Origin of the sequence: Aureimonas sp. Leaf324 (assembly GCF_001423245.1) — a bacterium.
Taxonomy (GTDB): Bacteria; Pseudomonadota; Alphaproteobacteria; order Rhizobiales; family Rhizobiaceae; genus Aureimonas.
The window spans coordinates 1-20,836 of the sequence record NZ_LMOH01000008.1 but is presented as its reverse complement, the minus strand read 5'-3'; the positions used below and the strand labels follow the sequence as shown (position 1 = coordinate 20,836).

The following is a 20,836-nucleotide window of genomic DNA, read 5'->3' as shown; positions in this document are numbered from 1 at the left end:
CGCCGATGGTGCGACTCTTCACGGCTGGCGGCATCATCCTCGACACGGTCGTGGCCGCCGACGGCACGCTCGGTCTCCTGACGATGGGCGGAAACGCCGTCTACTCCGCCGCCGGTGCGCGGCTTTGGATGGAGGGCGTCGGGATTGTCGGCCGCGTGCCGGCGAACTACCCGGCGGCGCATCTCGAGCGCCTCTCAAGGGCGGGAATTGATCTGGCCGGCGTCCGCCACGAGGCCGAGACGGTGGAGGAGGGCGAGTGGTTCTTCTATCGCCCCGACGGAAGCCGCCGCGATCATCTCCACGCACCGCTCGCCGATCCGCTCCCGGCCCCGGCGGGCACACGGCTGACGCCGGACGCGGTCGCCGGACTGGAGCGGGCTCTGGCGTCGCGCACGGGCGGGGGCGCGACCTTCGCCGCGTTCCGCCGCCGCCATCCGGTGCGCCTTGCCGACGTGCCCGAAGGATGGCGCGGCGCGCGGGGCGTCCATCTCGCCGCCAATCGCGTGGCCGAGCAACGCGCCATGGCGGACGGCCTCGTCGTCGGCGGCCGCATCGTCACGCTCGATCCCGGCTCCAACGCGGTGGACCTTCGCGCCGATGCGGCCGGCCTGATGAACCGCCTCGGCTGTTTCTTGCCGAGCGAGAAGGAACTTGCGGAACTGGTTCCGGGCGCACCGCCGCCAGGCGCGCTCCGGGCCCTGCGCGCCCTCGGTCCGGCGCTCCTCATCGCCAAGCTCGGCGCCAGGGGATCGCTGGTGCAGGAGGGGGAGGCCGAGCCCGTCGCCGTCCCGGTCGCACCGGTCGCCGCGATCGATCCGACCGGGGCGGGCGACGCCTTCTGCGGCGGCGTCCTCGCCGGGCTGGCGCTGACCGGCAATCCGATCCTGGCCGCGTGCCTTGGGACGGTATCGGCCTCCTTCGCCGTCGAGGCCTTCGGGCCGTTCCACCTCGCCGAAACGTCCCGCCGCGCCGCGCACACCCGCCTCCTCGCCCTGGTCGAGACCCTCGACCCCCAGCTTTCCGGGCGCCTGCGGGCGCCGCTTGCCCAACTGGATCCCGCATGAGCTTCTTTCCCGCCGACGCCGCCGCCGATCCCTTCATCGTCGCCGCGCTCCACCTTCCCGACCTTTCGGTGCGGCGCGACATGTCCATGGGCTTCCTGGAAGACTACGTCCTCGCCAACACGGAAGTCTTCCTTGAAACCGGCATCCGCCGGATCATGCTGCAGGACCAGACGCGCCAGAAAGGACCCGCGACTGCCGAGACGATCGCCATCACCGCTACGCTCGGGCGCGTCATGAAGCGCGAGAACCCGGCAATCTCGCTTGGCATCATCGTCCAGGCACACGACGCCATCGCCCCGCTCGCTATCGCCCACGCCAGCGGCGCCGACTTCGTGCGCCTCAAAATCTTCGTCGGCGCGGCGATGACGCTTGAGGGTACGCGCGGGCCGCTTGCGGTGGAGGCGCGCACCTATCGCCACCAGATGCGGCGCGACGACATCGCGATCCTCGCCGACGTGTTCGACCGGACCTGCATGCCGCTGATCGACGTCAGCCCCGAAGAGGCGGCCAAAGGGGCGGTAAAGTTCGGTGCGGACGGGCTCGTGATCACCGGCGCGACCTTTTCCGAAAGTCTCTCGCGCATCCGCGCCGCCAAGGCCGCCGGCGTCACGCGACCGATCCTTCTCGGCGGCAGCGTGACGAGCGAGAACATCGCCGAGACGCTGGCCGTCGCGGACGGCGCCATCGTCTCGACGGACCTCATGCGACAGGGCGCGGGACCCACCGATCTCCTTCACTGGGACACCGAGAAGGCCCGGCGCCTCGTCGACGCGGTGCACGGCGCATGAGTGCCGCGGATCGCGACTTCGCCGGCTACCGTGGTCGCCCGCCCGCGATCCGCTGGCCCGGCGACGCGCGGCTTGCCGTATCACTTGTCGTCAATGTGGAGGAGGGGGCCGAACTCTCGCTCGGCATGGGCGACGAGCGCAACGAGACGATCTACGAGGCGGTGGAGGGGGTCGAGGGCGCGCGCGACCTTTGCATGGAGAGCCACTTCGAGTACGGCACCCGCGCCGGATGGCCGCGCATCCGCAAGGCTCTTGCCGAGCGCGGGCTTGCCGCCACGTTGAACGCCAACGGCCGCGCGCTCGCTCTGTCTCCTTGGATCGCCGAGGAAGCGGTCGCCGATGGGCACGAGGTCGCGGCCCACGGCTGGCGCTGGGAGCGTCACGTCCACATGGCCGAGGACGAGGAGCGCCGCGTCATCGCTCGGGCTGTCGCGGCGATCGAGGACGCGGCTGGAACGCCGCCGGTCGGCTGGCACACCCGCTCGGCCACCAGCGAGCGCACGCGCGCGCTTCTCGTCGAGCACGGCGGCTTCCTCTACGATTCCAACGCCTACAACGACGACCTTCCCTACATGGCGGGCGTCGGTGACAGGGCGCATGTCGTTCTTCCTTATGCCTTCGACACCAACGACATGCGCTTCTTCAACCGCGGCGGCTTCACCTTCGCCGAGGATTTCACGCGTTACTGTTGCGCAGCCTTCGACCGGCTTTACGCCGAAGGAGCAGAGGCGCCGCGCATGCTCTCGATCGGGCTTCACCTGCGCATCATCGGACGCCCCGCCCGGATCGGCGGGCTCGAGGCCTTTCTGGACCACGCGATGGCACAGGAGGGCGTCTGGTTCGCGCGGCGCGAGGAGATCGCCCGTCACTGGCGCGCCGGGCTCGGACTCAAGCCCTGGACGGCGAAACCGACCCCGGAAGGCTTTGCGCCATGAGCCGCGATCTCCTCGGCTATGGCGGACGCTGGCCGGACATCCGCTGGCCGAACGGCGCTCGGCTGGCGGTGTCGCTGGTGGTGAATTTCGAGGAAGGCGCGGAAATGCAGGTCGGCGACGGCGATCCGCGCTCGGAGGCGATCGGCGAGGTGTTGTCCGTCGTTGAGCCGGGGCGCCCCGATCCGGGTCAGGAGCAGATTTTCGCCTATGGCCTGCGCGCCGGCATCTGGCGGATTGTCGATGCGCTGGAGCGCGCGCGGATGCCCGCCACGATTTTCTTCTGCGGCCGGGCGGCCGAGCGGTCGCCCGAACTCGCGCGCATGCTGGCGAAGCGCGGGCACGAGGCTGCCTGCCACGGCTGGCGCTGGCGCCCGCACGCCGACTACGCGGACCGGGAGGCCGAGGCCGACGATCTCGACCGATGCACGTCCGCGATCGAACGCGCGACCGGCGAGCGGCCGGTCGGCTTCTTCTGCCGGGGCGCCGAAAGTCCTTGGACGCGTGAGCTCCTGGCCGAGCGCGGCTATCTCTACACCTCGAACGGCTTCGACGACGACCTACCCTACCGCGATCCGGCGAGTGGGCTCCTCGTCGTGCCCTATGCGCTCGATACCAACGACATGAAGTTCTTTCATCCGAACGGCTTCGTGCGCGCCAGCGAGATGGTGGACTATGTCCGCGACGCGCTCGACGTCCTAGAGGCCGAAGCGGAACTTGGGCAGACCCGTCTCCTGAATCTCGGGTTCCACCTGCGCATCGTCGGCCGACCCGCGCGCTTCAAGGCGTTTCAGGCGATCCTCGACGAACTCGGGCGGCGCGAGGACCGCCTCTGGATCGCGCGACGCGGCGACATCGCCCGCGCCTTTCTGGACGCCTGCCAATGACGCGCATCGCCCTCGTCAACCCGAACACCAGCGTGGCCACCACCGAGACGATGCTCTGCATCGCCCGGCGCACACAGCCCGATCTTGCGGTCGAAGGTTTGACCGCGCCCTTCGGCCCGTCCCTCATCACCGATGAAGCCGGCCTCGTGCAGGCCACCGCCGCCGTGTCAGCGCTCGCTGAGCGGCTCGAGGGCTTCGACGGTGTGATCGTCGCCGCTTTCGGGGATCCCGGGCTCGAAGCCCTTCGCGCTCGCCTCGCCGTACGCGTCACCGGGATCGCGGAAGCCGGAATGGCGGAAGCGGTGTTGGGCGCACGGCGGTTCGCTGTCGCGACCACGACGCCTGAACTCGTCGGCGCGATCGCGCGAACCGCTCGGCGCTATGGCTTCGGCGAGGCGTTCCTCGGCACCTTTCTGACACCCGGCGACCCCATCGATCTGATGGGCGACCCCGCGCGTCTCGTCGAGGCACTTGCGGAAGCCTGCCGCGAGGGCGTCCAGGCGGGAGCCGAAGCCGTCGTGATCGGTGGTGGCCCGCTCGCCGAGGCGGCGCGGGCCCTGAACGGTCAAATCGGAGTCGAGATCATCGAGCCGGTGCCCGCCGCGGTCCGTCTCGTCCTCGCTCGCCTGATCCCGGAGGTTTCCCGATGACGACGCTGATCGAAGCCGACCACATTCTTCTGGGGTTCGCAAAGGATGGCGCGCCGGAACTCGTCGAGGGCGGGGCTCTCCTGATCGAGAACGGTGTGGTGCGCGAGATCGGGGAGATCGGCACGCTTCGCCGGTCGCATCCCGGGGCCGCTCGTATCGGCGGGCGCGGCCGGGTGGTCATTCCGGGTCTGGTGAACGCCCATCACCATGTCGGACTGACGCCGCTGCAACTCGGATCGCCCGACCATGCGCTGGAACTCTGGTTCGCCAGCCGCCTCGCGTTGCGCGACGTTCCTCCGAGGCTCGACACGCTCTACTCGGCCTTCGAGATGGTGGCATCCGGCGTCACCACCGTGCAGCATCTCCATTCGCGCGCGCCGGGTGGGCCGGAGGCGGTGCTCGCCACAGCCGGACAGGTCATCGACGCCTATCGCGAGATCGGCATGCGCGCCTCCTATTCCTTTGCGCTGCGCGATCAGAACCGCTTGGTCTACGAGGCCGACGAGGCCTTCCTCGAACGGCTTCCATCCGACCTTCGCCCCGCAATGGCGGCCTATTTCCAGCGCTTTGCGATGCCTCTCAAAGAGCAGGTCGAGGTGTTCCACGCCCTGCGCCGCCGCTATGCGAGGCAGGAGCGCATCGAGATCCAGATCGCGCCGTCGAACCTACACTGGCTCTCGGACGCGGCGCTTGCGAGCGCCGCTGAGATGGCGTCGGAGACGGGCGCCCCGCTTCACATCCACCTGCTCGAAACACCGTATCAGCGGGCCTACGCACGTAAGCGGACCGGCGGTTCGGCGCTCGACCATATCCATCGGTTCGGACTGACCGGTCCCGGCGTCACACTTGGGCACGGCGTATGGATGACCGAGGCCGATATCGAGCTCTGCGCGCATACCGGCACACGGATCTGCCACAACTGCTCGTCCAACTTTCGGCTGAAAAGCGGGATCGCGCCCCTCAATCGCTTCACCGCCAAAGGCATCCCGGTGGCGCTCGGCATCGATGAAGCGGGCATCAACGACGACCGCGACATGCTTCAGGAGATGCGCCTCGCGCTTCACGTCCATCGCGAGCCGGGCATCGATAGTCCGTATCCAAAACCCGCAGAAATCCTTCGTATGGCGACGGAGCACGGCGCCGGAACGACCCCCTTCGCCGAACGCATCGGACATCTGCGTGAAGGTGCGGCGGCCGATCTCGTGCTTCTCGACTGGGACCGCCTGACCTATCCCTACCAAAGCCCCGACCTCGCGCTCACCGATATCCTCGTCCATCGGGCGCGCCGTGACTGCGTCATGGCCGTCATGGTTGCGGGTGAAGTCATCTACGAGGACGGCAAATTCAACCGCCTTGATCGGCCACAGACCCTTAACGAGATCGCGGAACGAATGGGACAACCTCTGACGGCGCAGGAAGTCGAGCGCCGAACGCTATCAGCGCAGGTGCTTCCTCATGTCTGCAAGTTCTACGCGGGCTATCTCGACGAACCGTTCGGCCCACCTCACACCTCGCCAAACGCCTCAGCTTGATCGGTCGGCGACCCGACGCTGACATCAACAGCCCGCAACGCGATCCTCAGGATGCTCGCGAGCATGAAACTACGATCCACTGTTGCCACCAGCCAACCGTATGGCCGGCCGACTTCGTGGGTTCGCAGTTCTGTACCGGACTGATTGAATTTTGGCGCGCCGGTCAGAACAAAACTGCGAACACCTATGTCATTGAAGTCACGAAATGATTCTTGATCGATCGTTGATGGGCGCCAGCTGATATGGCGCGTCGCGTTCGGCCCGCCCTTGATGCAGCTTTAGTCTTTCTCTTGGAAGAGCCCGGCTACTTACCAGTTTCAACGACGGGACCACAGCCTGCTCGCTTCGCTGAAGACCCGCTCGCCCCGCGATTCGGTCAGCCGACCTTTGGGTAGTGCAGCGGGAGGCCGCCGCACGGCACGGACAATTTCTCCACGCGGCCGACCCCGACTTCCGTGACGAGCAGCGTCTGTCCGTCTCGCGCGAAGGCGCAGTTCGTAGGTGCGTCGCCCTGCAACATCAGCCGGTCGGCGACCGAGCCGTCGGAGGCGAGGACGGTGACGTTGGATTGGCCGTAGACGGTGCAGTAGAGGCGACCGTCGAGACCGAACTTCATGCCGTCCGGTCCCTTGAAGCCCGATCGCTTGTCTGGCTGGAGGACGTTGCCGAAGAATTCGCGGCTCGGTGCGCTCGAGCCGAAGACGTCGTAGCGATAGACGTCGCCGGGAAACGAGGCGTTGGCGTAGAGACGGTTCTGCGCGTCGAAGGCGATGCCGTTGGTGAAGCGGATGCCGCGGTCGATGGTGCGCAGCACCTTTCCCGCCTTCGGGTCGATCTCGTAGACGCGCCCGTCCCAGTCGAAGTCCATGAAGCCTTCGGCGAAGTCCTGGCCGTCGAGGAAGTCGTCGAGTGCGAGACCGGAATCGGTCATGTAGAGATGGCCGTCCGGGCCGAAGGCGAGGTCGTTGGGAAAGCAGAAGCGCTCCGATCCGTCGCCCTCGATGCGCATGAGCTCGCGCCCGTCGGGTGCGATACGTATGAGCGCGCGCAAGCCCGCTTCCGCGATCCAGATCATGCCGTCGCCGTCGATCGCGAGACCATTGGGGCGGCCGCCGGTGCGCAGGACGACGCGGCGCCGGCCATCGGGCGTGAGATGCGTGACGCGCAAGGTGCCGGCCGACATCTCGGTCACGTAGAGCGAGCCGTCTGGGAGGGCGACGGGCCCCTCCGGCGCGCCGATGTCGGTTGCGAAGAAGGGGGACTGGCTCACGTCTGGACTCCTCGAAGATGGGGGCCGGCAAGGCGGGGAGGGAGAGCCGGCTGGCCCTCCCTCGCGGGCTGCTTCAGTCATTGGGCGGGAAGACGCGCGCGATGACCTTCTGAGCCTCGGGCGATTCAACCTTGTCGGCGGTCACGAGCGGCATGACGAGCGCGAGGTTCTGCGTGACCGGGGCTCCGGTCAGCGCGTTGTAGACCTGCTGCGTGCCGTCGATGCCCTGTCCCACAGCCTCTTGGAAGAAGATGCCCTGGATCGCCCCCTGCTTCAGAAGGCCGATCGTGGTGGGTGAACCGTCGGCGACAGTGACGCCGACCTTGCCGGTCAGGCCGCGCGTGGCCAGCACCTTGGCGGCCCCCGTGCCCGCCTCGTCGTACATGCCGTAGATCGCCTTGATGTCGGGATGGGCTGTCAGCATGTCGTTGGCCTGGGTGACCGCTTCGTTGACGGTGAGGCCACGCGTCTCCAGCATCTGGGCGAGAGTGCAACCCTCGGCGGCGAAGGCCTCTTCGGCACCCTTCAGGTACTTCTGGGCGTTCTCGCGGTCCTGCGGCAGTGAGAGCATGCCGACCTCTTTCCCGCCGCGCTCCTTGGCGAGGTCGCAGGTGAACTTGCCCTGCGCCTTGCCGGTCTCGTAGTTGTTGGCCGTGACCGCCGAGGTGAAGTTGGTCAGGCCCGGCTGCGGGCCGATGCCGGCGAAGGCGACCGGGATATTCTCCTGCTGGAGGTAGTTGAGAAGCGGCGGCGTCGAGGTCGAGCTGACCGGGCCGATGACGATGGCGTCGACGCCCTTGGTCACGGCGACGCGCGCGTTGTCCATCTGCTTGGCCGGCGAGTTCTCCGACGTGTACTCGACATAGTCCATGCCGAGCGCCTCGGCCTGCTTCTTCACGCCGTAGCCGACCCACTGCCAGTAGGAGATGTCGAGCGAGGGCGCGATGTAGGCGACCGTCTTCTTCTCGGCGGCGCCCGCGGGGCCGGCGAGGACGGTGGCACTGAGCGCGGCGATGCAGAGAGCCTTCAGGATGTTCATGGTGATTCCTCCCGTTGTTTTTTTGGTGGTGTCAGGCGCGGCCGCTGTTGCCGAAGCGGTCGATGAGGACGGCGAGCAGGATGGCGATGCCCGTAACCGAGCCCTGCCAGAAGCTGTTGACGCCGATGAGATTCACGCCGTTCTGGATGCAGGTGATCATGAGCGCGCCGAGAACGGCGCCGATCGCGGTGCCCGTGCCGCCGAAGAGGCTGGCCCCGCCGATCACGACGGCCGCGATCGCCTGCAGCATCAGGCTGGAGCCGGCCGTCGCCTCAGCGTTGAGGATGTAGCTGACGGTCATTACGCCGGCGAAGGACGACAGGAGGCCCGAGGCGACGTAGGCGGAGAATTTCACCCGCTGCACCGGAATGCCGATCAGCCGCGCCGCGCCCGCCGAGGTGCCCACCGCATAGAGCCAGCGACCCACTACCACCTTGCGCAGCAGGAACTCGATCGCCACCATGGCGACGAGGCAGAACAGGAGGTGGTTGGGCAGGCCAGGCACCAGTTCGCCGGAATTCAGCAGCCAGAAGTTCGGGTCGGCGATGGGCATCGAGCGCCCGTTGGTGACGATGAAGGCGAGGCTGCCCGCCACCGCGAAGGTGATGAGCGTGACCACGAAGGGGGCAAGGCGCACCACGGTGACGAGGAAGCCGTTGATCGCCCCGAAGGCTAGGCCGACGCACAGGCCGGCAAGGCTCGCCGAGACGCTGCCGTATCCGTTGGCCATGGCGAGCGCCGTGACCATGCCGGTCAGCGAGAAGACCGAGCCGACCGAGAGGTCGATGCCGCCCGTCACCACCACCAGGAACACGCCGAGCGCCATGATGACGAGCGGGGCAGCAGCCTGCGCGATGTTGCGCATGTTGCCCATGCTGAGCGCCGAGGGCACGAAGAAACCGACCGCCAAGAGCAGGGCCACGATCGCGGCCGCGATGGCGATTTCGGTGCGGTAGGACTGGAGGAGGCTCGGTGCGCGGCTGCGCACGGCGGGGGAAGGGGACGATGTCATGAAAGCCTCGCTCATGCGGCCATTCCGGTGAGCTCGGCGAGCCCGTCCTCGTCGAAGCGTTCGCCCGCGAGATAGCCTTTCGGGGTGCCGTCGGTGTCGAAGGCGAAGATCGCGTCGCACAGTTCGAGAAGCTCGCCGTTTTCCGTCGACCACCAGACGACGATGGCGCCCGCGTCCGCCATCCGGCGGATCAGGGCGTAGATGTCCCGCTTGGTGCCGATATCGACGCCGCGCGTCGGCTCTTCCAACACCACCATGCGCAGCGGCAGGTCGAGCCAGCGGGCGACGAGGAGCTTCTGCTGGTTGCCGCCCGAGAGGGTGCCCGGCAGATCCCAGATCGAGCCGGCCTTCAGCTGGAGCGCCGAGACGAGCCCGGCGCATTCCTCGCGCTCGGCTGCCCGCGCCAGCCCCCGGCTGCCACGCACCCGTCGCGCGGCCACCACGTTGTCGAGAATGGGAAGCTGGGCGAGGATGCCCTTGCCCGCCCGATCGCCCGGCACGAAACCGACGCCCGCCCGAATCGCCTCGCGCGGGGAGCGGAAGGGCGCGGCGATCCCCTCGCCGCTCAGCCGCCAGGGCGAGGCGCTCCGAGCGCCGACCAGCATCGCGATCAGCGCGCTCGGCCCCGAGGGCGCGCCGGCGAGGCCGAGGATGGTGCCCGGTCGGATGTCGAGAGACGTGTCGTCCGGCCCGTCGAGCCGGAGCGTCTTCGCGGGATCGCCCGCGCCTTGCGTCCGCTCGCGACTGTCCGCCGCGCGGTGGGCGGGCTGGCCCATGTGCGATACGATGTCGGCGTCGCTGAGAGCCATCATCGGCGCGGCATCCACCACGGTTCGCCCGTCGCGCAGGATCGAACAGGTGTCGCACAGGGCCCGAATCTCCTTCATCCGGTGCGAGACGAAGACGATGCCGATCGCCTTCTCGCGCGCCAGACGCCTGAGGAGGACGAAGAGCTTCTCGGTCTCTCCCGCCGTGAGGTTGGCCGTGGGCTCGTCGAGAAGCAGGATCTCGGCGCCGATCGAGAGCGCGCGGGCGATCTCCACGACCTGGCCCTCGTGCAGGGACAAGCGGCGGGCCGGGAGGTCGAGGACGCGCTCGGCCATGGCGGGGTCGATCAGGCGCAGTGCCTCGGCGGCGACGGCGCGGCCTCGGCCGCGCCGGGCGAGCCCGAAGGCGGACGGCGCGTGCACGATGCCGATGTTTTCGGCGACGGTGAGTTCGGGCAGAAGGGCGAGTTCCTGGTGCACCACGGCGATGACGGGCGGCTTGCCCTCGTCGCGCGCTGAACGCAGCGCGATGCGCCCGGCGTCAGCCGAGGCGAGCCCGGTGACGATGCGGATGAGCGTCGACTTGCCGGCCCCGTTTCCGCCGAGGAGGGCGTGAATCTCGCCCCGCTGCAGCCGGAAATTCACGCCTCGCAGCACACGCGTGGCGCCGTAGCTCTTCTCGATGCCGGCCGCTTCCAGGAGCGGCGACGCGTTGGACCGCTCAGCCGTCATGGCGTCTGCGTCCGGTCGTGGCGGCCGCGTGCGACCGTCCGCCCACCTTGCGGGTCGTCTCCCATGTCATCGGGTTGCCTCCCCCCGTCTACCGCGGATGATGGCGGGATCAGGACGCTGTTTTCAATTTGTATTTCATCTGCTTTAGTGAAGCTGAGCTTCACTGACCTGATGTGCCGTGATCCCATGAACCTCAACTCCATGTCGTATTTCGAGGCGGTGGTTCGCCTGGGCGGTGTCGCCAAGGCGGCCGACGAGATGCAGGTTTCGGTGTCGGCCGTCAGCCAGCAGTTGCGCCAGCTCGAGCACCAGCTCGGCGTCCGTCTCTTCGATCGCGAGAAACGCCGCCTGTCCCTGACCATCGACGGCGAGCGCCTGTTTCAGACGACGACGCAGGCGTTCGAATCCATCCGAGACGTGCGCAGGGCGATCATGCGTCAGCGCGAGAGCTTCCATCTTTCGGTGCGCGTCAGCCCGTCCTTCGGCGACGGCTGGCTGGCCCCGCGCCTGGCCGACTTCGTGCGCCGCCATCCGCAATGGGAAATCCGGGTGGACGCGACGCCGAACTTTTCGGATTTCGCGACGGAGGTCATCGATCTCGACCTGCGCTACGGCGAGGGCGACTGGGCCGGCCTGCATTCGAGCTGCGTCGTCGACGACCTCATCCTCCCCATGTGCTCGCCGGCCTATCTCGCCGAACTGCGCGAATTCTCCGACGACCCGCTCGAGCAGTTGCGGCACGCCCGGTTGATCGACAGCGCCAAGGCTTATTTCCGCTGGAATACCTGGCTGCCGCGCAACGGCGTGGCAGGCGTCGCGCCGAACTGCCCTTACCGGTTCGACCGCTCGTCCATGTCGCTGCGACTGGCGGCCGAGAGCGCGGGCATCGCCCTGGAGAGCACGACGCTCGCTATGGACGCTCTCGCCGCCGGGCGGCTGGTGCCGCTGTCGCCGGCCTTCGAGGCGATCGAGTTTCCGGCCTACTGGATGGTCTGCCCGCCGCGTCATGCCAACCGGCGCTCGGTGCGCCTGTTCACCGAGTGGGTGGCCGAGGCCGGCCGGGAGCACACCGCGCGGGCGCGGGGCCTCCTGGCCGATCTCGGCATCCGGTTCACCCTGGAGAGCCGCCCGCAACTTCTGCCGGGCGAGTGAGCGTCAGAGCCAACCCTTGATGCGCTCGGCGATCTTCGGCACCGAGATGCCATACATGTCGTGGAGCGTCGGCAGGGCGCCAGCCTCCAGGAACTCGTCCGGCAGGCCGATCATGCGGAAGGTCGGCGTGACGCCGGCGCTCAGGAGCGTGCCCGCCACCGCCTCTCCGAGCCCGCCGACGATTGTGTGGTTCTCGGCGGTGACCACCAGTCGCCCGCCCCGGCCCGCCTCGCGCAGGATCGTCTGCGTGTCGAGCGGCTTGATCGTCGGCGAATGGAGAACGGCGACGTCGATTCCGTCCTTGGCCAACTGCTCGGCGGCGTCGAGCGCTCGCATGGTCATGAAGCCCGACGAGATCACGAGGACATCCTTGCCCTCGCGGATCACCTGCGCCTTGCCGATCTCGAACTGGTAGTCGGGCTTCCAGCGGTTCAGCACCGCCGGCACCTTGCCGCGCAGGAGGCGCGAATAGACGGGGCCGGGATGGGCCGCCATGGCGGCGACCGACTGGCGGATGTCCACCGCGTCACAGGGATCGAGGATCGTGAGGTTCGGCAGGCCGCGGAAGATCGCCAGATCCTCCGTCGCCTGGTGGCTCGGGCCGTAGCCTGTGGTCAGGCCGGGCAGGGCACAGACGATCTTGACGGGAAGGTTCTCCTCCGCGATCGCCATGGCGATGAAGTCGTAGGCCCTTCGCGAGGCGAAGACGGCGTAGGTCGTGGCGAAGGGCAGGAAGCCCTCGCGCGCCAGGCCCGCCGCCGCCGAGACCATGACCTGCTCGGCCATGCCCATCTGGTAGAAGCGCTCGGGCATCGCCTGAGCGAGGATGTGCAGGTCGGTGTACTTGGCCAGATCCGCAGACAGGCCGACGACGCGCTCGTCCGTCCTGGCGAGTTCCACCAGAGCGTGGCCGAAGGGGGCGTTCTCGGTCTCGTAGCCTTCGGCCGCGAGCGAGGCGATCATGGCGGAGGTGGCGACGCGCTCGCCGACGGGGATCACGCGGCGCGGCTGGTACTTGCGGGCCATGGATGCATGGGTCATGCGGGCTTCCCTTCCTCCAGAACGGCCAGGGCCTTGGCCCATTCGTCCTTCTCGACGCGGACGAAATGCGTGATCTCGCGCGTCTCCAGGAAGGGCACGCCCTTGCACATCAAGGTGTCGAAGACGATGGCGCGGGGCTGGTCGCCTGCATGGTTGCGCGCCGCGTCGAGCGCGGCGACGACGGCCGACATGTCGTTGCCGTCCACGCGCTGCGCATGCCAGCCGAAGGCGGTCCACTTGTCGAGGAGCGGCTCGGCGGAGAGCATCTGGGTCGACTTGCCGTCCGCCTGCTGGTCGTTGAAATCGACGAGGCAGATGAGATTGCCGAGCTTGTGGTGGGCGCCTGCCATGGCGGCCTCCCAGGTCGAGCCTTCGCCGAGCTCGCCGTCGGACATCAGGTTGTAGACGAAGCGGTCGCTCTTCTTGCGCTTCAGCCCCATGGCCATCCCGACGGCGATGCCGAGCCCGTGGCCGAGCGAGCCGCCGGTGATCTCCATGCCGGGCGTGTAGGTGGCCATGCCAGACATCGGCATGCGGCTGTCGTCCATGCCGTAGGTCTCGAGCTCCTCTTCGGGCAGGATCCCGGCTTCCATCAGCACCGCATAGAGCGCGATGGCGTAGTGGCCGATCGACAGGAGGAAGCGGTCGCGCTCCTCCCACTCAGGCTCCGCCGGATCGTAGCGCAGCGCGTGAAAGTAGGAGGCGGCCAGAACATCGGCGATGCCGAGGGCTTGGCCGATGTAGCCTTGTCCCTGCACCTCGCCCATCAGGAGCGCCTTGCGCCGGATGTTCCAGGCGCGCCGCGCCAGTGAGACGTTGGAAAGGGCGGCGGGGGGGCGGTTTTCGTCCTGCATGGTCTCTCCCGGTCGGCGGATGGCGGACGCGCCGACCATAGGCTCGGCACGATCGCGGCGTCATTGGCGGAAACGGGCTCCGCAGTTTAGCTCAGCTTCAACGTCGTCATTTCAGAGCCGATCGCACGGTTGCGAGGGACCGGCGCAGGGCGTCCTCGATTTCGGCCAGGGGCACGGGCTCCGGCCGGCGTACCGGTTGGGCATCCGGGCGGCGGTGAAGGCGCAGCGGAAGCTCCAGGCTGATCGGCATCGACGGGCGATCGCGGGCGGCTTCCAGGATGCGCGCGCAGCCGATCGTGCCCTCGCCGATCGGGGTGAAATGCCACCCGCTCTCGCGGCGCACGAGATCCTTGACGTGGATATGGACGCAGGCCGGCATGGCGACGATCGCATCGCCCGCGAAGTCGCCAAGCGCCGGCCGATGCGAGGCCGTGTTGGCGGCGTCGTAGTTGAGGCCGAGACGATCGGAGCCGAAGCGCCGTACCAGCGCCAGACCGTCGGCGGCCGTATCGAGAAGGTTGTCGCTGCCGTCGCCCGGATTTTCGAGCGCGATCGTCAGGCCGATCTCCTCGGCACGGCGCAGAAGCACGTCCATGTTGGCGAAGAAGGCGGCCTGTCGAGCCCGCGCGGCGGCGTTGGTGGCGATGATGCGCGCACCGATCGCGCCGGCAAAGCGCATGCGCCCGGTGAAAACCTCCACCGCGTCCGGCAGGCCGAGGTCGATATGGGAGGACATGGCCGTGCAGGCGAGGCCGCTCGCCTCGCTCAGCCGGCGGTACGCCGTCGCCTGCGCCGGCGCGAAGGCGCTCTCGTCGAACGGTTCGGTATAGCCGACGATGAAGGCGGGCTCGACATGGGTCGCGCCGACCCGCGCGAGGCTCTCGAACGCCTCGGCCGGATCGTAGCCGTCGTAGGGCGCGGCCGAAACGGAAATGATCCGCTCGCGCGCGGCCGTGGCGCTTTGCCTCTCTCCCCCAGTCTCCATCCCCAAACCCCGCATGCCCTGCGGCGTCCGACGCCGCGAGCCGGGGGCGGGCACCCTCCCGGCGCCCGAAGCCCCCGCTCTCCTTGGCGTGCAGGATGGGACGGTGAAGGCTACTTCAACAAACGCGAAGTTCTAACCGTCCGTTGAATGAAATTCACTTGCTCATTCGGCGAGCGGCGCGGGCGTTCCGAGTTCGGCGCGCAGCCACTCGGCGAAGGCGCTCACGAGCCGGCGTTGCGAACCGGACTTCGGGTAGCAGAGGTGGTGGCCGATGTAGCGGAGGTCGCGAGTGCGACCCACGAGCGGGGCGACGAGCTTTCCCGACAGGATCTCGCGCTGGGCGAGACGCGTCGATTCCAGCGCGACACCGAGGCCGTCGGCCGCCGCGGCGATGGCGAGGAACGAGCGGTCGAAGCTCATGGCCTGGGTCGCCGGGGCCGTCAGCCCGTTGGCGGCGAACCAATCCGGCCAGCGCACGCGTTTGTTGTCGCTGCGGATCAGGATGCGCGTCAGAAGATCGGAGGGCACGCGGATGCCCATCGCCATCTCGGGCGCGCAGAGCGGCGTCACCAGTTCCTCGCCGAGCGGTTCGATCACGAGATGGTCGCCCGACGGTTTGCCGTAGACGATATCCGCGTCGAACTCGCCATCGACGAAGCGCACATATTCGGTGGAGGCGGCGATGCGCACTTCGAGGCCCGGATGGGCGGCGAGAAAGGTCGGCAGGCGCGGCGACAGAATCTGGGCGGCGAAACTCGGCGCGCTGTGCAGCCGCAGGAGGCGGGAGCGCCGCGCCGACACGCTTTCGACGCCGCGCCGCAGCTCCTCGAAGGCGGCCGAGACGTGCCGCATCAGGATTTCGCCGTCGCCGGTCAGGCGGATGGCGCGCGCCGAGCGGTCGAAGAGCGGCGTGCCGAGGTCGCGTTCCAGCTTCACGATCGCGTGGCTGACGGCGCTCGGCGACAAGTTCAACTCACTCGCCGCCGCGCGAAACGTGCCGTGGCGCGCGGCGGCTTCGAAGATGCGGATGGCCGAGAGAGACAAGCCGTTCAACATGCCAATGTTGAACCAGATTCATTCAGGCATGTAAACTTCGCGTTTGCGGCAGCGATGCCGGCCCCCTTTACTCCGATCAGGACGCTTCGGACGGCCGTTGGCTGCGGGGCGGGGAGACGAAGCGCACGGCTTGCAGCGGAGAGGCGATGGGGCCCTCCCGCCGGCGCTTCCCGGTGAGGAAGCAGACGCATGTTGTTGAAGGACAAGACCGCCGTGATCTCGGGCGCGGCCAGCCAACGCGGCATCGGCCGCGCGACCGCCCAGCTCTTCGCCGAGCACGGCGCGCGGGTGGCGATCCTCGATCTCGACGCAGGCGCCAGCGCGGAAGCCGCCAAGTCCCTGCCGGGCGAGGGCCATGTCGGCATCGCCTGCGACGTGACGGACAAGGCGTCCTGCGATGCGGCGGCCAAAGCCGCGATCGAGGCCTTCGGCCAAATCGACGTACTCGTCAACAACGCCGGCATCACCCAGCCGATCAAGACGCTCGACATCTCGCTTGAGAACTGGGGCAAAGTCATCGACGTCAACCTGACGGGCGTTCTCCTCCTCAGCCAGGCCTTCGTGCCGCACATGAAGGAGAAGGGCGGCGGCTCCATCGCGTGCATGTCGTCGGTCTCGGCGCAACGGGGCGGGGGCATTTTCGGCGGCCCGCACTATTCGGCCGCCAAGGCGGGCGTGCTCGGCCTCGCCAAGGCGATGGCGCGCGAGTTCGGCCCGGCCGGCATCCGCGTCAACTCGGTCACGCCCGGCCTGATCCAGACCGACATCACCGGCGGCAAGCTGACCGACGAGATGCGCACCGACATCCTGAAGGGCATTCCGCTCAACCGCCTCGGCGACGCGGCGGACGTGGCCAAGATCTACCTGTTCCTCGCCTCCGACCTCTCGTCCTACGTCACGGGCGCGACGATCGACGTCAACGGCGGCATGCTCATTCACTGACACGACGCGGCCTCTTGGGGCCGTCGATCATCCCCATCGCGGGGCGCGGACGGAAGAGGAGCCGTCCGCCCCATGTCGCGACACGCTTGAAACGGGAGGACTACCATGACCATCCACCTGACGCGCCGCACGCTTCTGGCGGGCCTCGGCACGGCTCTCGCCGCCCCCGCCGTTCTCGCCTATCCGATCCGCGCCCGCGCCGCGACGGTCCTAACGCTCGGCCACGGCGCGGCGCCCGGCAACCCGCGTACGCTCGCTGCTGCCCGCTTCGCCGAGCTTGTCAAGGAGAAGACCGAAGGGCGAATCACCATCAACGTCGCAGGCTCCGAGACGCTCGGCTCGGACGCCGCCATGCTCACCAGCCTGCGCACCGGCGCTCTCGACATGACCGCCAACAGCCAGGGGCCGGTCTCGGCGATCGTGCCCGAGATCGCCGTTCTCGGCCTGCCGTTCCTGTTCGAGACCGCCGGCAAGGCGATCGCGATGCTCAACGGCCCCGTCGGCGAGACGCTCGCGCAGAAGTTCAAGGCGGTCGGCATCGTCCCGCTTGGCTACTGGAACAACGGCATCCGGCACCTCTCGAACTCCAAGCGCGAGGTGACGAAGCCTGCCGACGTCGCGGGCCTGAAGGTCCGCACGCCCGCCGATCCGATGACGATCGACATCTTCCAGGCGCTCGGCGCCTCGACCGAGCAGATCGCCTTCGGCGAACTCTACGTCGCGCTCCAGCAGGGCGTGGTCGACGGGCAGGAGAACCCGCTCGTCAACATCGCCAGCTCCAAGCTCTACGAGGTCAACAAGTTCATGGCGCTGACCGCCCACAAGTGGGAATCGACGCCGTTCCTGATGTCGCAGATCGCCCTGGCCCGCATCGGCGGCGACCTCGACGCGGTGCAGGCCGCCGCCACTGAAGCCGGCCGGATGCAGATCGAGCTGTCGGAGAAGGCGACGGGCGAGGCCCTCTCCAAGTTCAAGGCCGACACGGCGCTCGTCGTCACCGAGGTCGATCGTGCCGCCTTCGTCGAGGCGACGAAACCGGTGGCCGACACGTGGAAGAAGAAGGACTTCGGCGCCTTCGTCTCCCAGGTCGAGGAAGCGGCGCGCGGATGACCTCCCTCCCGGATCCGGGCGCCCATCCGAGCGGGCCTCGGCGCCCGCTCGGAGCCCCATTAGCCCTCGCCGACGGCATCGACAGGGTCGTCGGCCTCTTCTGCCGCGCGGTGGTGATCGGGTCGGGCGTCGTCCTGACGGCGGTGATGACCGCCAATGTGGCGGCTCGCTACGCGCTCTCGTCCGGCGGTTTCCGCTGGGCGCAGGAACTGCCGACGCTGCTCTTTCCCTTCTTCATCGTCGCCGGCATCACGCTGGCCGCGCAAGGCGGGCTCCACATGGCCGTGGAGTGGCTCTACGACCGCCTCAAAGCGCGAGGCAAGGCGATGCTCTTCGTCTTCAGCCATGTCTGCGTCATCGCGAGCTTCCTGACGCTCGCCTGGCAGGCCAGCGTCGTCGCGGCCATCGCGGGCGTCGAGCACAGCCCGATCCTCGGCCTGCCCAACAGCATCGGCTACTACGTCGTCTCGATCGGCGCCCTGCTCGTCGCCCTCGTCACGGCCACCGCCACCTTCCGCGTCGCGCGCCTCGGTTGGGACGCCCGTCCGCAGACTAGCGCCGAGGAACTGCCGCTATGACCCTCATCATGCTCGGCGTCTTCCTCGTCACCATGCTGCTCGCGATCCCCGTGGGCTACGGGCTCATCATCGCGGCGGGCGTGGCCATCCTCTCGCACGGGTACCTGCCGCTCTCGATCGTCGCGCAGCAGATCTACGACCAGACGCAGTCTTTCCCCATGCTGGCGCTGCCCTTCTTCATGCTGGCAGGCACCCTGATGCTCGGCGGCAAACTCGGCAACCAGCTCCTCGAACTCGCCAGCCACGTCATGCGGCGTTGGCGGGGCGGGGCGCTCTCGACGACCGTCGTGTCCTCGGTCGTCTTCGGCGGCGTGTCGGGCTCGGCCGTCGCCAACGCCTCGGCGCTCGGCTCGGTGCTCATTCCGTGGCAGAAGCGGCAGGGCTACCCGGCGCCGCTCTGCGCCGCCAACAACGCGACCTCGGCGGTGATCGACGTCTTGATCCCGCCCTCGATCCCGATGATTCTCTATGCGCTGGTCAGCGGCGTATCGGTCGCCGACCTTTTCGTCGCCGGCATCCTGCCGGGGGTCCTGATGGCGGTCAGCTTCATCGGCGTGTGCTGGTACGTCTCCTGGCGTCGTGGCTATGCGGTCGAGAAGAGCGGCATTCGAAAGCGCGAGCTGGCCCGCCTCGCGGTCAAGAGCTTCCCGGCGATCCTTCTGCCGATCCTCATCATCCTCGGCCTGCGTTTCGGCTTCGCGACGCCGACGGAAGTCGCGGTGCTCTCGGTGGTCTACTCGCTGGTCCTCAGCCTCCTGTTCTACCGAGACCTGACGCTGAAGCGCTTCTGCGACAACATGGTGGAAGCCGGCGTGGCGACCGGCGTCGTGATGCTGGTCATCATGGGCTCGGCGGCCGTGGGCTGGATCCTGACCTTCGACCAGGTGCCGCAGAATTTCGCGGCCTGGGTTTCGGCCAACGTCTCCAACCCGATCCTCATCATCATGATGATGAACGTCCTGATGCTGATCGTCGGCATGCCGCTCGACCTGCCGCCTTCGATTCTGCTTCTGGGACCGATCTTCGTGCCGCTCGCCGCCACGATCGGGCTCGATCCGGTGCAGTTGGGCCTCATCATGGTCATCAATCTCGGCATCGGCCTCTACACGCCGCCTATCGGAACGACGCTGTTCATCTCGTCCTCCATCGCTAAGGCGCCGCTCGGCGCGACGACGCGGGAACTCTGGCCCTTCTTCGCTATGGCCATGCTGCTGCTCTTTGCGGTCAGCTATATCCCGGCGCTGACCTTCTACTGACCCGCGGCGGCTCGGCGCCGCTTGTCCTTTCGCAACGGTTCGGCCGGTCCCTTGGGACCGCCGGCCTCCTGTTGCCCGGAGATACCCATGCAGCGTTTCATCAACGATCCCGACAACGTGGTGGACGACACCGTCCGCGGCTTCGTGAAGGCCCACCGCGACCTCGTGCGCCTGTCGGAGACGAACCGGCGCGTGGTCGTGTCCACGAGCGCGCCGNGTGGTGGACGACACCGTCCGCGGCTTCGTGAAGGCCCACCGCGACCTCGTGCGCCTGTCGGAGACGAACCGGCGCGTGGTCGTGTCCACGAGCGCGCCGAAGAGCGGGCGCGTCGGCGTCGTCACCGGCGGCGGTTCGGGCCACGAGCCGGCCTTCATCGGCTATACCGGCAAGGGGCTGGTCGACGCGGTGGCGGTGGGCGAGTTGTTCTCCTCGCCGACCGCGAAAAGCTTCCATGACGCGATCAAGGAAGCCAGCGGCGGCGCGGGCGTCGTCTGCCTCTACGGCAACTATGCCGGCGACAACATGAACGTGAAGATGGCGCAGAAGCTGGCGTCGAAGGACGGCATCGAGGTCGCTGTCGTGGTGGCCAACGACGACGTCTGCTCGGCCCCGCCGGAGGAGCGCGAGAAGCGCCGCGGCGTCGCGGGCGAGATCTTCATGTGGAAGATCGGCGGCGCCAAGGCGAACGANCGACGACGTCTGCTCGGCCCCGCCGGAGGAGCGCGAGAAGCGCCGCGGCGTCGCGGGCGAGATCTTCATGTGGAAGATCGGCGGCGCCAAGGCGAACGAAGGCGCGAGTCTCGAGGAGGTGCGCGCCACCGCCCAGAAGGCGATAGACAACTGCCGTTCGATCGGCGTCGGCCTCGGCCCCTGCACCCTGCCGGCCGTCGGCCATCCGAACTTCCAGATCGAGGCCGGCACGATGGAGGTCGGCATCGGCCATCACGGCGAGCCCGGCATCCGCGTGGAACCGTTGAAGACGGCTGCCGAGGTCGCGCGCGACATGGCCAAGATCGTCTTGGACGACCATGCGCTCGCCGCGGGCACCGAGGTCGCGGTCCTCGTCTCGGGCCTCGGCGCGACGCCGCTCAACGAGCTCTACATCCTCAACGACACGATCGAGGCCGAGATCACCGGTCGCGGCCTCACGGTCTACCGCACCTATGTCGGCAACTACTTCACCTCGCT

At 68.1% G+C, this 20,836-nt stretch carries 20 protein-coding genes and 2 pseudogenes; 14 read left to right on the top strand and 8 right to left on the bottom strand.

The window, feature by feature from the left end:
- Nucleotides 1–5: 5 nt before the first annotated feature.
- Genes ASF65_RS06785 through ASF65_RS06760 form a run of 6 tightly spaced genes read left to right on the top strand, consistent with a single transcriptional unit; the run spans nucleotide 6 to nucleotide 5,853 of the window.
- Complete coding sequence (locus tag ASF65_RS06785; RefSeq protein ID WP_055887039.1) at nucleotides 6–1,064, top strand: carbohydrate kinase family protein; 1,059 nt, start codon at nucleotides 6–8, stop codon at nucleotides 1,062–1,064.
- A complete protein-coding gene (locus ASF65_RS06780; RefSeq protein ID WP_055887035.1) occupies nucleotides 1,061–1,852 on the top strand; it encodes a BtpA/SgcQ family protein in 792 nt (263 codons plus the stop codon). The genes ASF65_RS06785 and ASF65_RS06780 overlap by 4 nt, the downstream gene beginning before the upstream one ends.
- Nucleotides 1,849–2,787, top strand: coding sequence for a polysaccharide deacetylase family protein (locus ASF65_RS06775; RefSeq protein ID WP_055887032.1), 939 nt, complete (start codon nucleotides 1,849–1,851; stop codon nucleotides 2,785–2,787). The genes ASF65_RS06780 and ASF65_RS06775 overlap by 4 nt, the downstream gene beginning before the upstream one ends.
- Nucleotides 2,784–3,671, top strand: coding sequence for a polysaccharide deacetylase family protein (locus ASF65_RS06770; RefSeq protein ID WP_055887029.1), 888 nt, complete (start codon nucleotides 2,784–2,786; stop codon nucleotides 3,669–3,671). Before ASF65_RS06775 ends, ASF65_RS06770 begins: the two co-directional genes overlap by 4 nt.
- Nucleotides 3,668–4,321 carry an aspartate/glutamate racemase family protein gene (locus ASF65_RS06765; protein ID WP_055887026.1) on the top strand — a complete coding sequence of 218 codons (654 nt, stop codon included), beginning with the start codon at nucleotides 3,668–3,670 and terminating at the stop codon, nucleotides 4,319–4,321. Before ASF65_RS06770 ends, ASF65_RS06765 begins: the two co-directional genes overlap by 4 nt.
- Entirely contained in the window at nucleotides 4,318–5,853 is a 1,536-nt protein-coding gene (locus ASF65_RS06760; protein WP_055887024.1) for an amidohydrolase family protein, read from the top strand. Before ASF65_RS06765 ends, ASF65_RS06760 begins: the two co-directional genes overlap by 4 nt.
- A gap of 376 nt (nucleotides 5,854–6,229) precedes the next feature.
- On the opposite strand, the gene ASF65_RS06755 is transcribed toward ASF65_RS06760, so the two are convergent.
- The 4 genes from ASF65_RS06755 to ASF65_RS06740 all read right to left on the bottom strand — a co-directional run bounded on the left by ASF65_RS06755 (nucleotide 6,230) and on the right by ASF65_RS06740 (nucleotide 10,673).
- Nucleotides 6,230–7,123, bottom strand: coding sequence for an SMP-30/gluconolactonase/LRE family protein (locus ASF65_RS06755; RefSeq protein WP_055887021.1), 894 nt, complete (start codon nucleotides 7,121–7,123; stop codon nucleotides 6,230–6,232).
- Nucleotides 7,124–7,196: 73 nt separating this feature from the next.
- Nucleotides 7,197–8,162, bottom strand: coding sequence for a substrate-binding domain-containing protein (locus tag ASF65_RS06750; RefSeq protein WP_055887018.1), 966 nt, complete (start codon nucleotides 8,160–8,162; stop codon nucleotides 7,197–7,199).
- A gap of 31 nt (nucleotides 8,163–8,193) precedes the next feature.
- Nucleotides 8,194–9,189, bottom strand: a complete 996-nt coding sequence (locus ASF65_RS06745) for an ABC transporter permease (RefSeq protein WP_055887015.1) — start codon at nucleotides 9,187–9,189, stop codon at nucleotides 8,194–8,196.
- Nucleotides 9,186–10,673 carry a sugar ABC transporter ATP-binding protein gene (locus tag ASF65_RS06740; protein ID WP_055887012.1) on the bottom strand — a complete coding sequence of 496 codons (1,488 nt, stop codon included), beginning with the start codon at nucleotides 10,671–10,673 and terminating at the stop codon, nucleotides 9,186–9,188. Before ASF65_RS06740 ends, ASF65_RS06745 begins: the two co-directional genes overlap by 4 nt.
- 186 nt (nucleotides 10,674–10,859) lie before the next feature.
- Between ASF65_RS06740 and ASF65_RS06735 the strand changes: the two genes are divergently transcribed.
- Nucleotides 10,860–11,825, top strand: a complete 966-nt coding sequence (locus tag ASF65_RS06735) for a LysR substrate-binding domain-containing protein (protein ID WP_244486582.1) — start codon at nucleotides 10,860–10,862, stop codon at nucleotides 11,823–11,825.
- A 3-nt stretch (nucleotides 11,826–11,828) separates the two neighbouring features.
- On the opposite strand, the gene ASF65_RS06730 is transcribed toward ASF65_RS06735, so the two are convergent.
- The 4 genes from ASF65_RS06730 to ASF65_RS06715 all read right to left on the bottom strand — a co-directional run bounded on the left by ASF65_RS06730 (nucleotide 11,829) and on the right by ASF65_RS06715 (nucleotide 15,761).
- Nucleotides 11,829–12,851, bottom strand: a complete 1,023-nt coding sequence (locus tag ASF65_RS06730; RefSeq protein WP_200940007.1) for a transketolase family protein — start codon at nucleotides 12,849–12,851, stop codon at nucleotides 11,829–11,831.
- Nucleotides 12,852–12,862: 11 nt separating this feature from the next.
- On the bottom strand, nucleotides 12,863–13,720 hold the full coding sequence (locus ASF65_RS06725; RefSeq protein WP_055887170.1) for a transketolase: 858 nt from the start codon (nucleotides 13,718–13,720) through the stop codon (nucleotides 12,863–12,865).
- 106 nt (nucleotides 13,721–13,826) lie between these two features.
- The gene (locus tag ASF65_RS06720) at nucleotides 13,827–14,705 is read right to left on the bottom strand and encodes a sugar phosphate isomerase/epimerase family protein (RefSeq protein ID WP_055887006.1); all 879 of its coding nucleotides are present in this window, start codon (nucleotides 14,703–14,705) and stop codon (nucleotides 13,827–13,829) included.
- A gap of 162 nt (nucleotides 14,706–14,867) precedes the next feature.
- Entirely contained in the window at nucleotides 14,868–15,761 is an 894-nt protein-coding gene (locus ASF65_RS06715; RefSeq protein WP_055887004.1) for a LysR substrate-binding domain-containing protein, read from the bottom strand.
- A gap of 189 nt (nucleotides 15,762–15,950) precedes the next feature.
- Between ASF65_RS06715 and ASF65_RS06710 the strand changes: the two genes are divergently transcribed.
- The 7 genes and pseudogenes from ASF65_RS06710 to ASF65_RS21990 form a co-directional block, all read left to right on the top strand.
- Nucleotides 15,951–16,703 (top strand): SDR family NAD(P)-dependent oxidoreductase, encoded by a 753-nt coding sequence (locus ASF65_RS06710; protein WP_055887001.1) that lies wholly within the window; start codon nucleotides 15,951–15,953, stop codon nucleotides 16,701–16,703.
- Nucleotides 16,704–16,808: 105 nt separating this feature from the next.
- Entirely contained in the window at nucleotides 16,809–17,813 is a 1,005-nt protein-coding gene (locus ASF65_RS06705; protein WP_055886999.1) for a TRAP transporter substrate-binding protein, read from the top strand.
- Complete coding sequence (locus ASF65_RS06700) at nucleotides 17,810–18,391, top strand: TRAP transporter small permease subunit (RefSeq protein ID WP_082505225.1); 582 nt, start codon at nucleotides 17,810–17,812, stop codon at nucleotides 18,389–18,391. Before ASF65_RS06705 ends, ASF65_RS06700 begins: the two co-directional genes overlap by 4 nt.
- A complete protein-coding gene (locus ASF65_RS06695; protein ID WP_055886995.1) occupies nucleotides 18,388–19,647 on the top strand; it encodes a TRAP transporter large permease subunit in 1,260 nt (419 codons plus the stop codon). The genes ASF65_RS06700 and ASF65_RS06695 overlap by 4 nt, the downstream gene beginning before the upstream one ends.
- Before the next feature lie 87 nt (nucleotides 19,648–19,734).
- A pseudogene (locus tag ASF65_RS22000) lies at nucleotides 19,735–19,863 on the top strand (dihydroxyacetone kinase); the annotation flags it as partial.
- Nucleotides 19,864–19,930: 67 nt separating this feature from the next.
- Nucleotides 19,931–20,337: pseudogene (locus tag ASF65_RS21995) on the top strand (dihydroxyacetone kinase subunit DhaK); the annotation flags it as partial.
- A gap of 1 nt (nucleotide 20,338) precedes the next feature.
- Nucleotides 20,339–20,836 (top strand): dihydroxyacetone kinase subunit DhaK (locus ASF65_RS21990; RefSeq protein ID WP_162239463.1); only part of this gene is annotated, 498 nt, incomplete at both ends.

Bases quoted from the DNA above. Each gene is read 5' to 3' on its own strand.
- ASF65_RS06785 (WP_055887039.1), top strand. From the start codon at position 6: ATGGTGCGACTCTTCACGGCTGGCGGCATCATCCTCGACACGGTCGTG.
- ASF65_RS06780 (WP_055887035.1), top strand. From the start codon at position 1,061: ATGAGCTTCTTTCCCGCCGACGCCGCCGCCGATCCCTTCATCGTCGCC.
- ASF65_RS06775 (WP_055887032.1), top strand. From the start codon at position 1,849: ATGAGTGCCGCGGATCGCGACTTCGCCGGCTACCGTGGTCGCCCGCCC.
- ASF65_RS06770 (WP_055887029.1), top strand. From the start codon at position 2,784: ATGAGCCGCGATCTCCTCGGCTATGGCGGACGCTGGCCGGACATCCGC.
- ASF65_RS06765 (WP_055887026.1), top strand. From the start codon at position 3,668: ATGACGCGCATCGCCCTCGTCAACCCGAACACCAGCGTGGCCACCACC.
- ASF65_RS06760 (WP_055887024.1), top strand. From the start codon at position 4,318: ATGACGACGCTGATCGAAGCCGACCACATTCTTCTGGGGTTCGCAAAG.
- ASF65_RS06750 (WP_055887018.1), bottom strand. From the start codon at position 8,162: ATGAACATCCTGAAGGCTCTCTGCATCGCCGCGCTCAGTGCCACCGTC.
- ASF65_RS06745 (WP_055887015.1), bottom strand. From the start codon at position 9,189: ATGAGCGAGGCTTTCATGACATCGTCCCCTTCCCCCGCCGTGCGCAGC.
- ASF65_RS06740 (WP_055887012.1), bottom strand. From the start codon at position 10,673: ATGACGGCTGAGCGGTCCAACGCGTCGCCGCTCCTGGAAGCGGCCGGC.
- ASF65_RS06735 (WP_244486582.1), top strand. From the start codon at position 10,860: ATGAACCTCAACTCCATGTCGTATTTCGAGGCGGTGGTTCGCCTGGGC.
- ASF65_RS06730 (WP_200940007.1), bottom strand. From the start codon at position 12,851: ATGGCCCGCAAGTACCAGCCGCGCCGCGTGATCCCCGTCGGCGAGCGC.
- ASF65_RS06725 (WP_055887170.1), bottom strand. From the start codon at position 13,720: ATGCAGGACGAAAACCGCCCCCCCGCCGCCCTTTCCAACGTCTCACTG.
- ASF65_RS06720 (WP_055887006.1), bottom strand. From the start codon at position 14,705: ATGGAGACTGGGGGAGAGAGGCAAAGCGCCACGGCCGCGCGCGAGCGG.
- ASF65_RS06715 (WP_055887004.1), bottom strand. From the start codon at position 15,761: ATGTTGAACGGCTTGTCTCTCTCGGCCATCCGCATCTTCGAAGCCGCC.
- ASF65_RS06710 (WP_055887001.1), top strand. From the start codon at position 15,951: ATGTTGTTGAAGGACAAGACCGCCGTGATCTCGGGCGCGGCCAGCCAA.
- ASF65_RS06705 (WP_055886999.1), top strand. From the start codon at position 16,809: ATGACCATCCACCTGACGCGCCGCACGCTTCTGGCGGGCCTCGGCACG.
- ASF65_RS06700 (WP_082505225.1), top strand. From the start codon at position 17,810: ATGACCTCCCTCCCGGATCCGGGCGCCCATCCGAGCGGGCCTCGGCGC.
- ASF65_RS06695 (WP_055886995.1), top strand. From the start codon at position 18,388: ATGACCCTCATCATGCTCGGCGTCTTCCTCGTCACCATGCTGCTCGCG.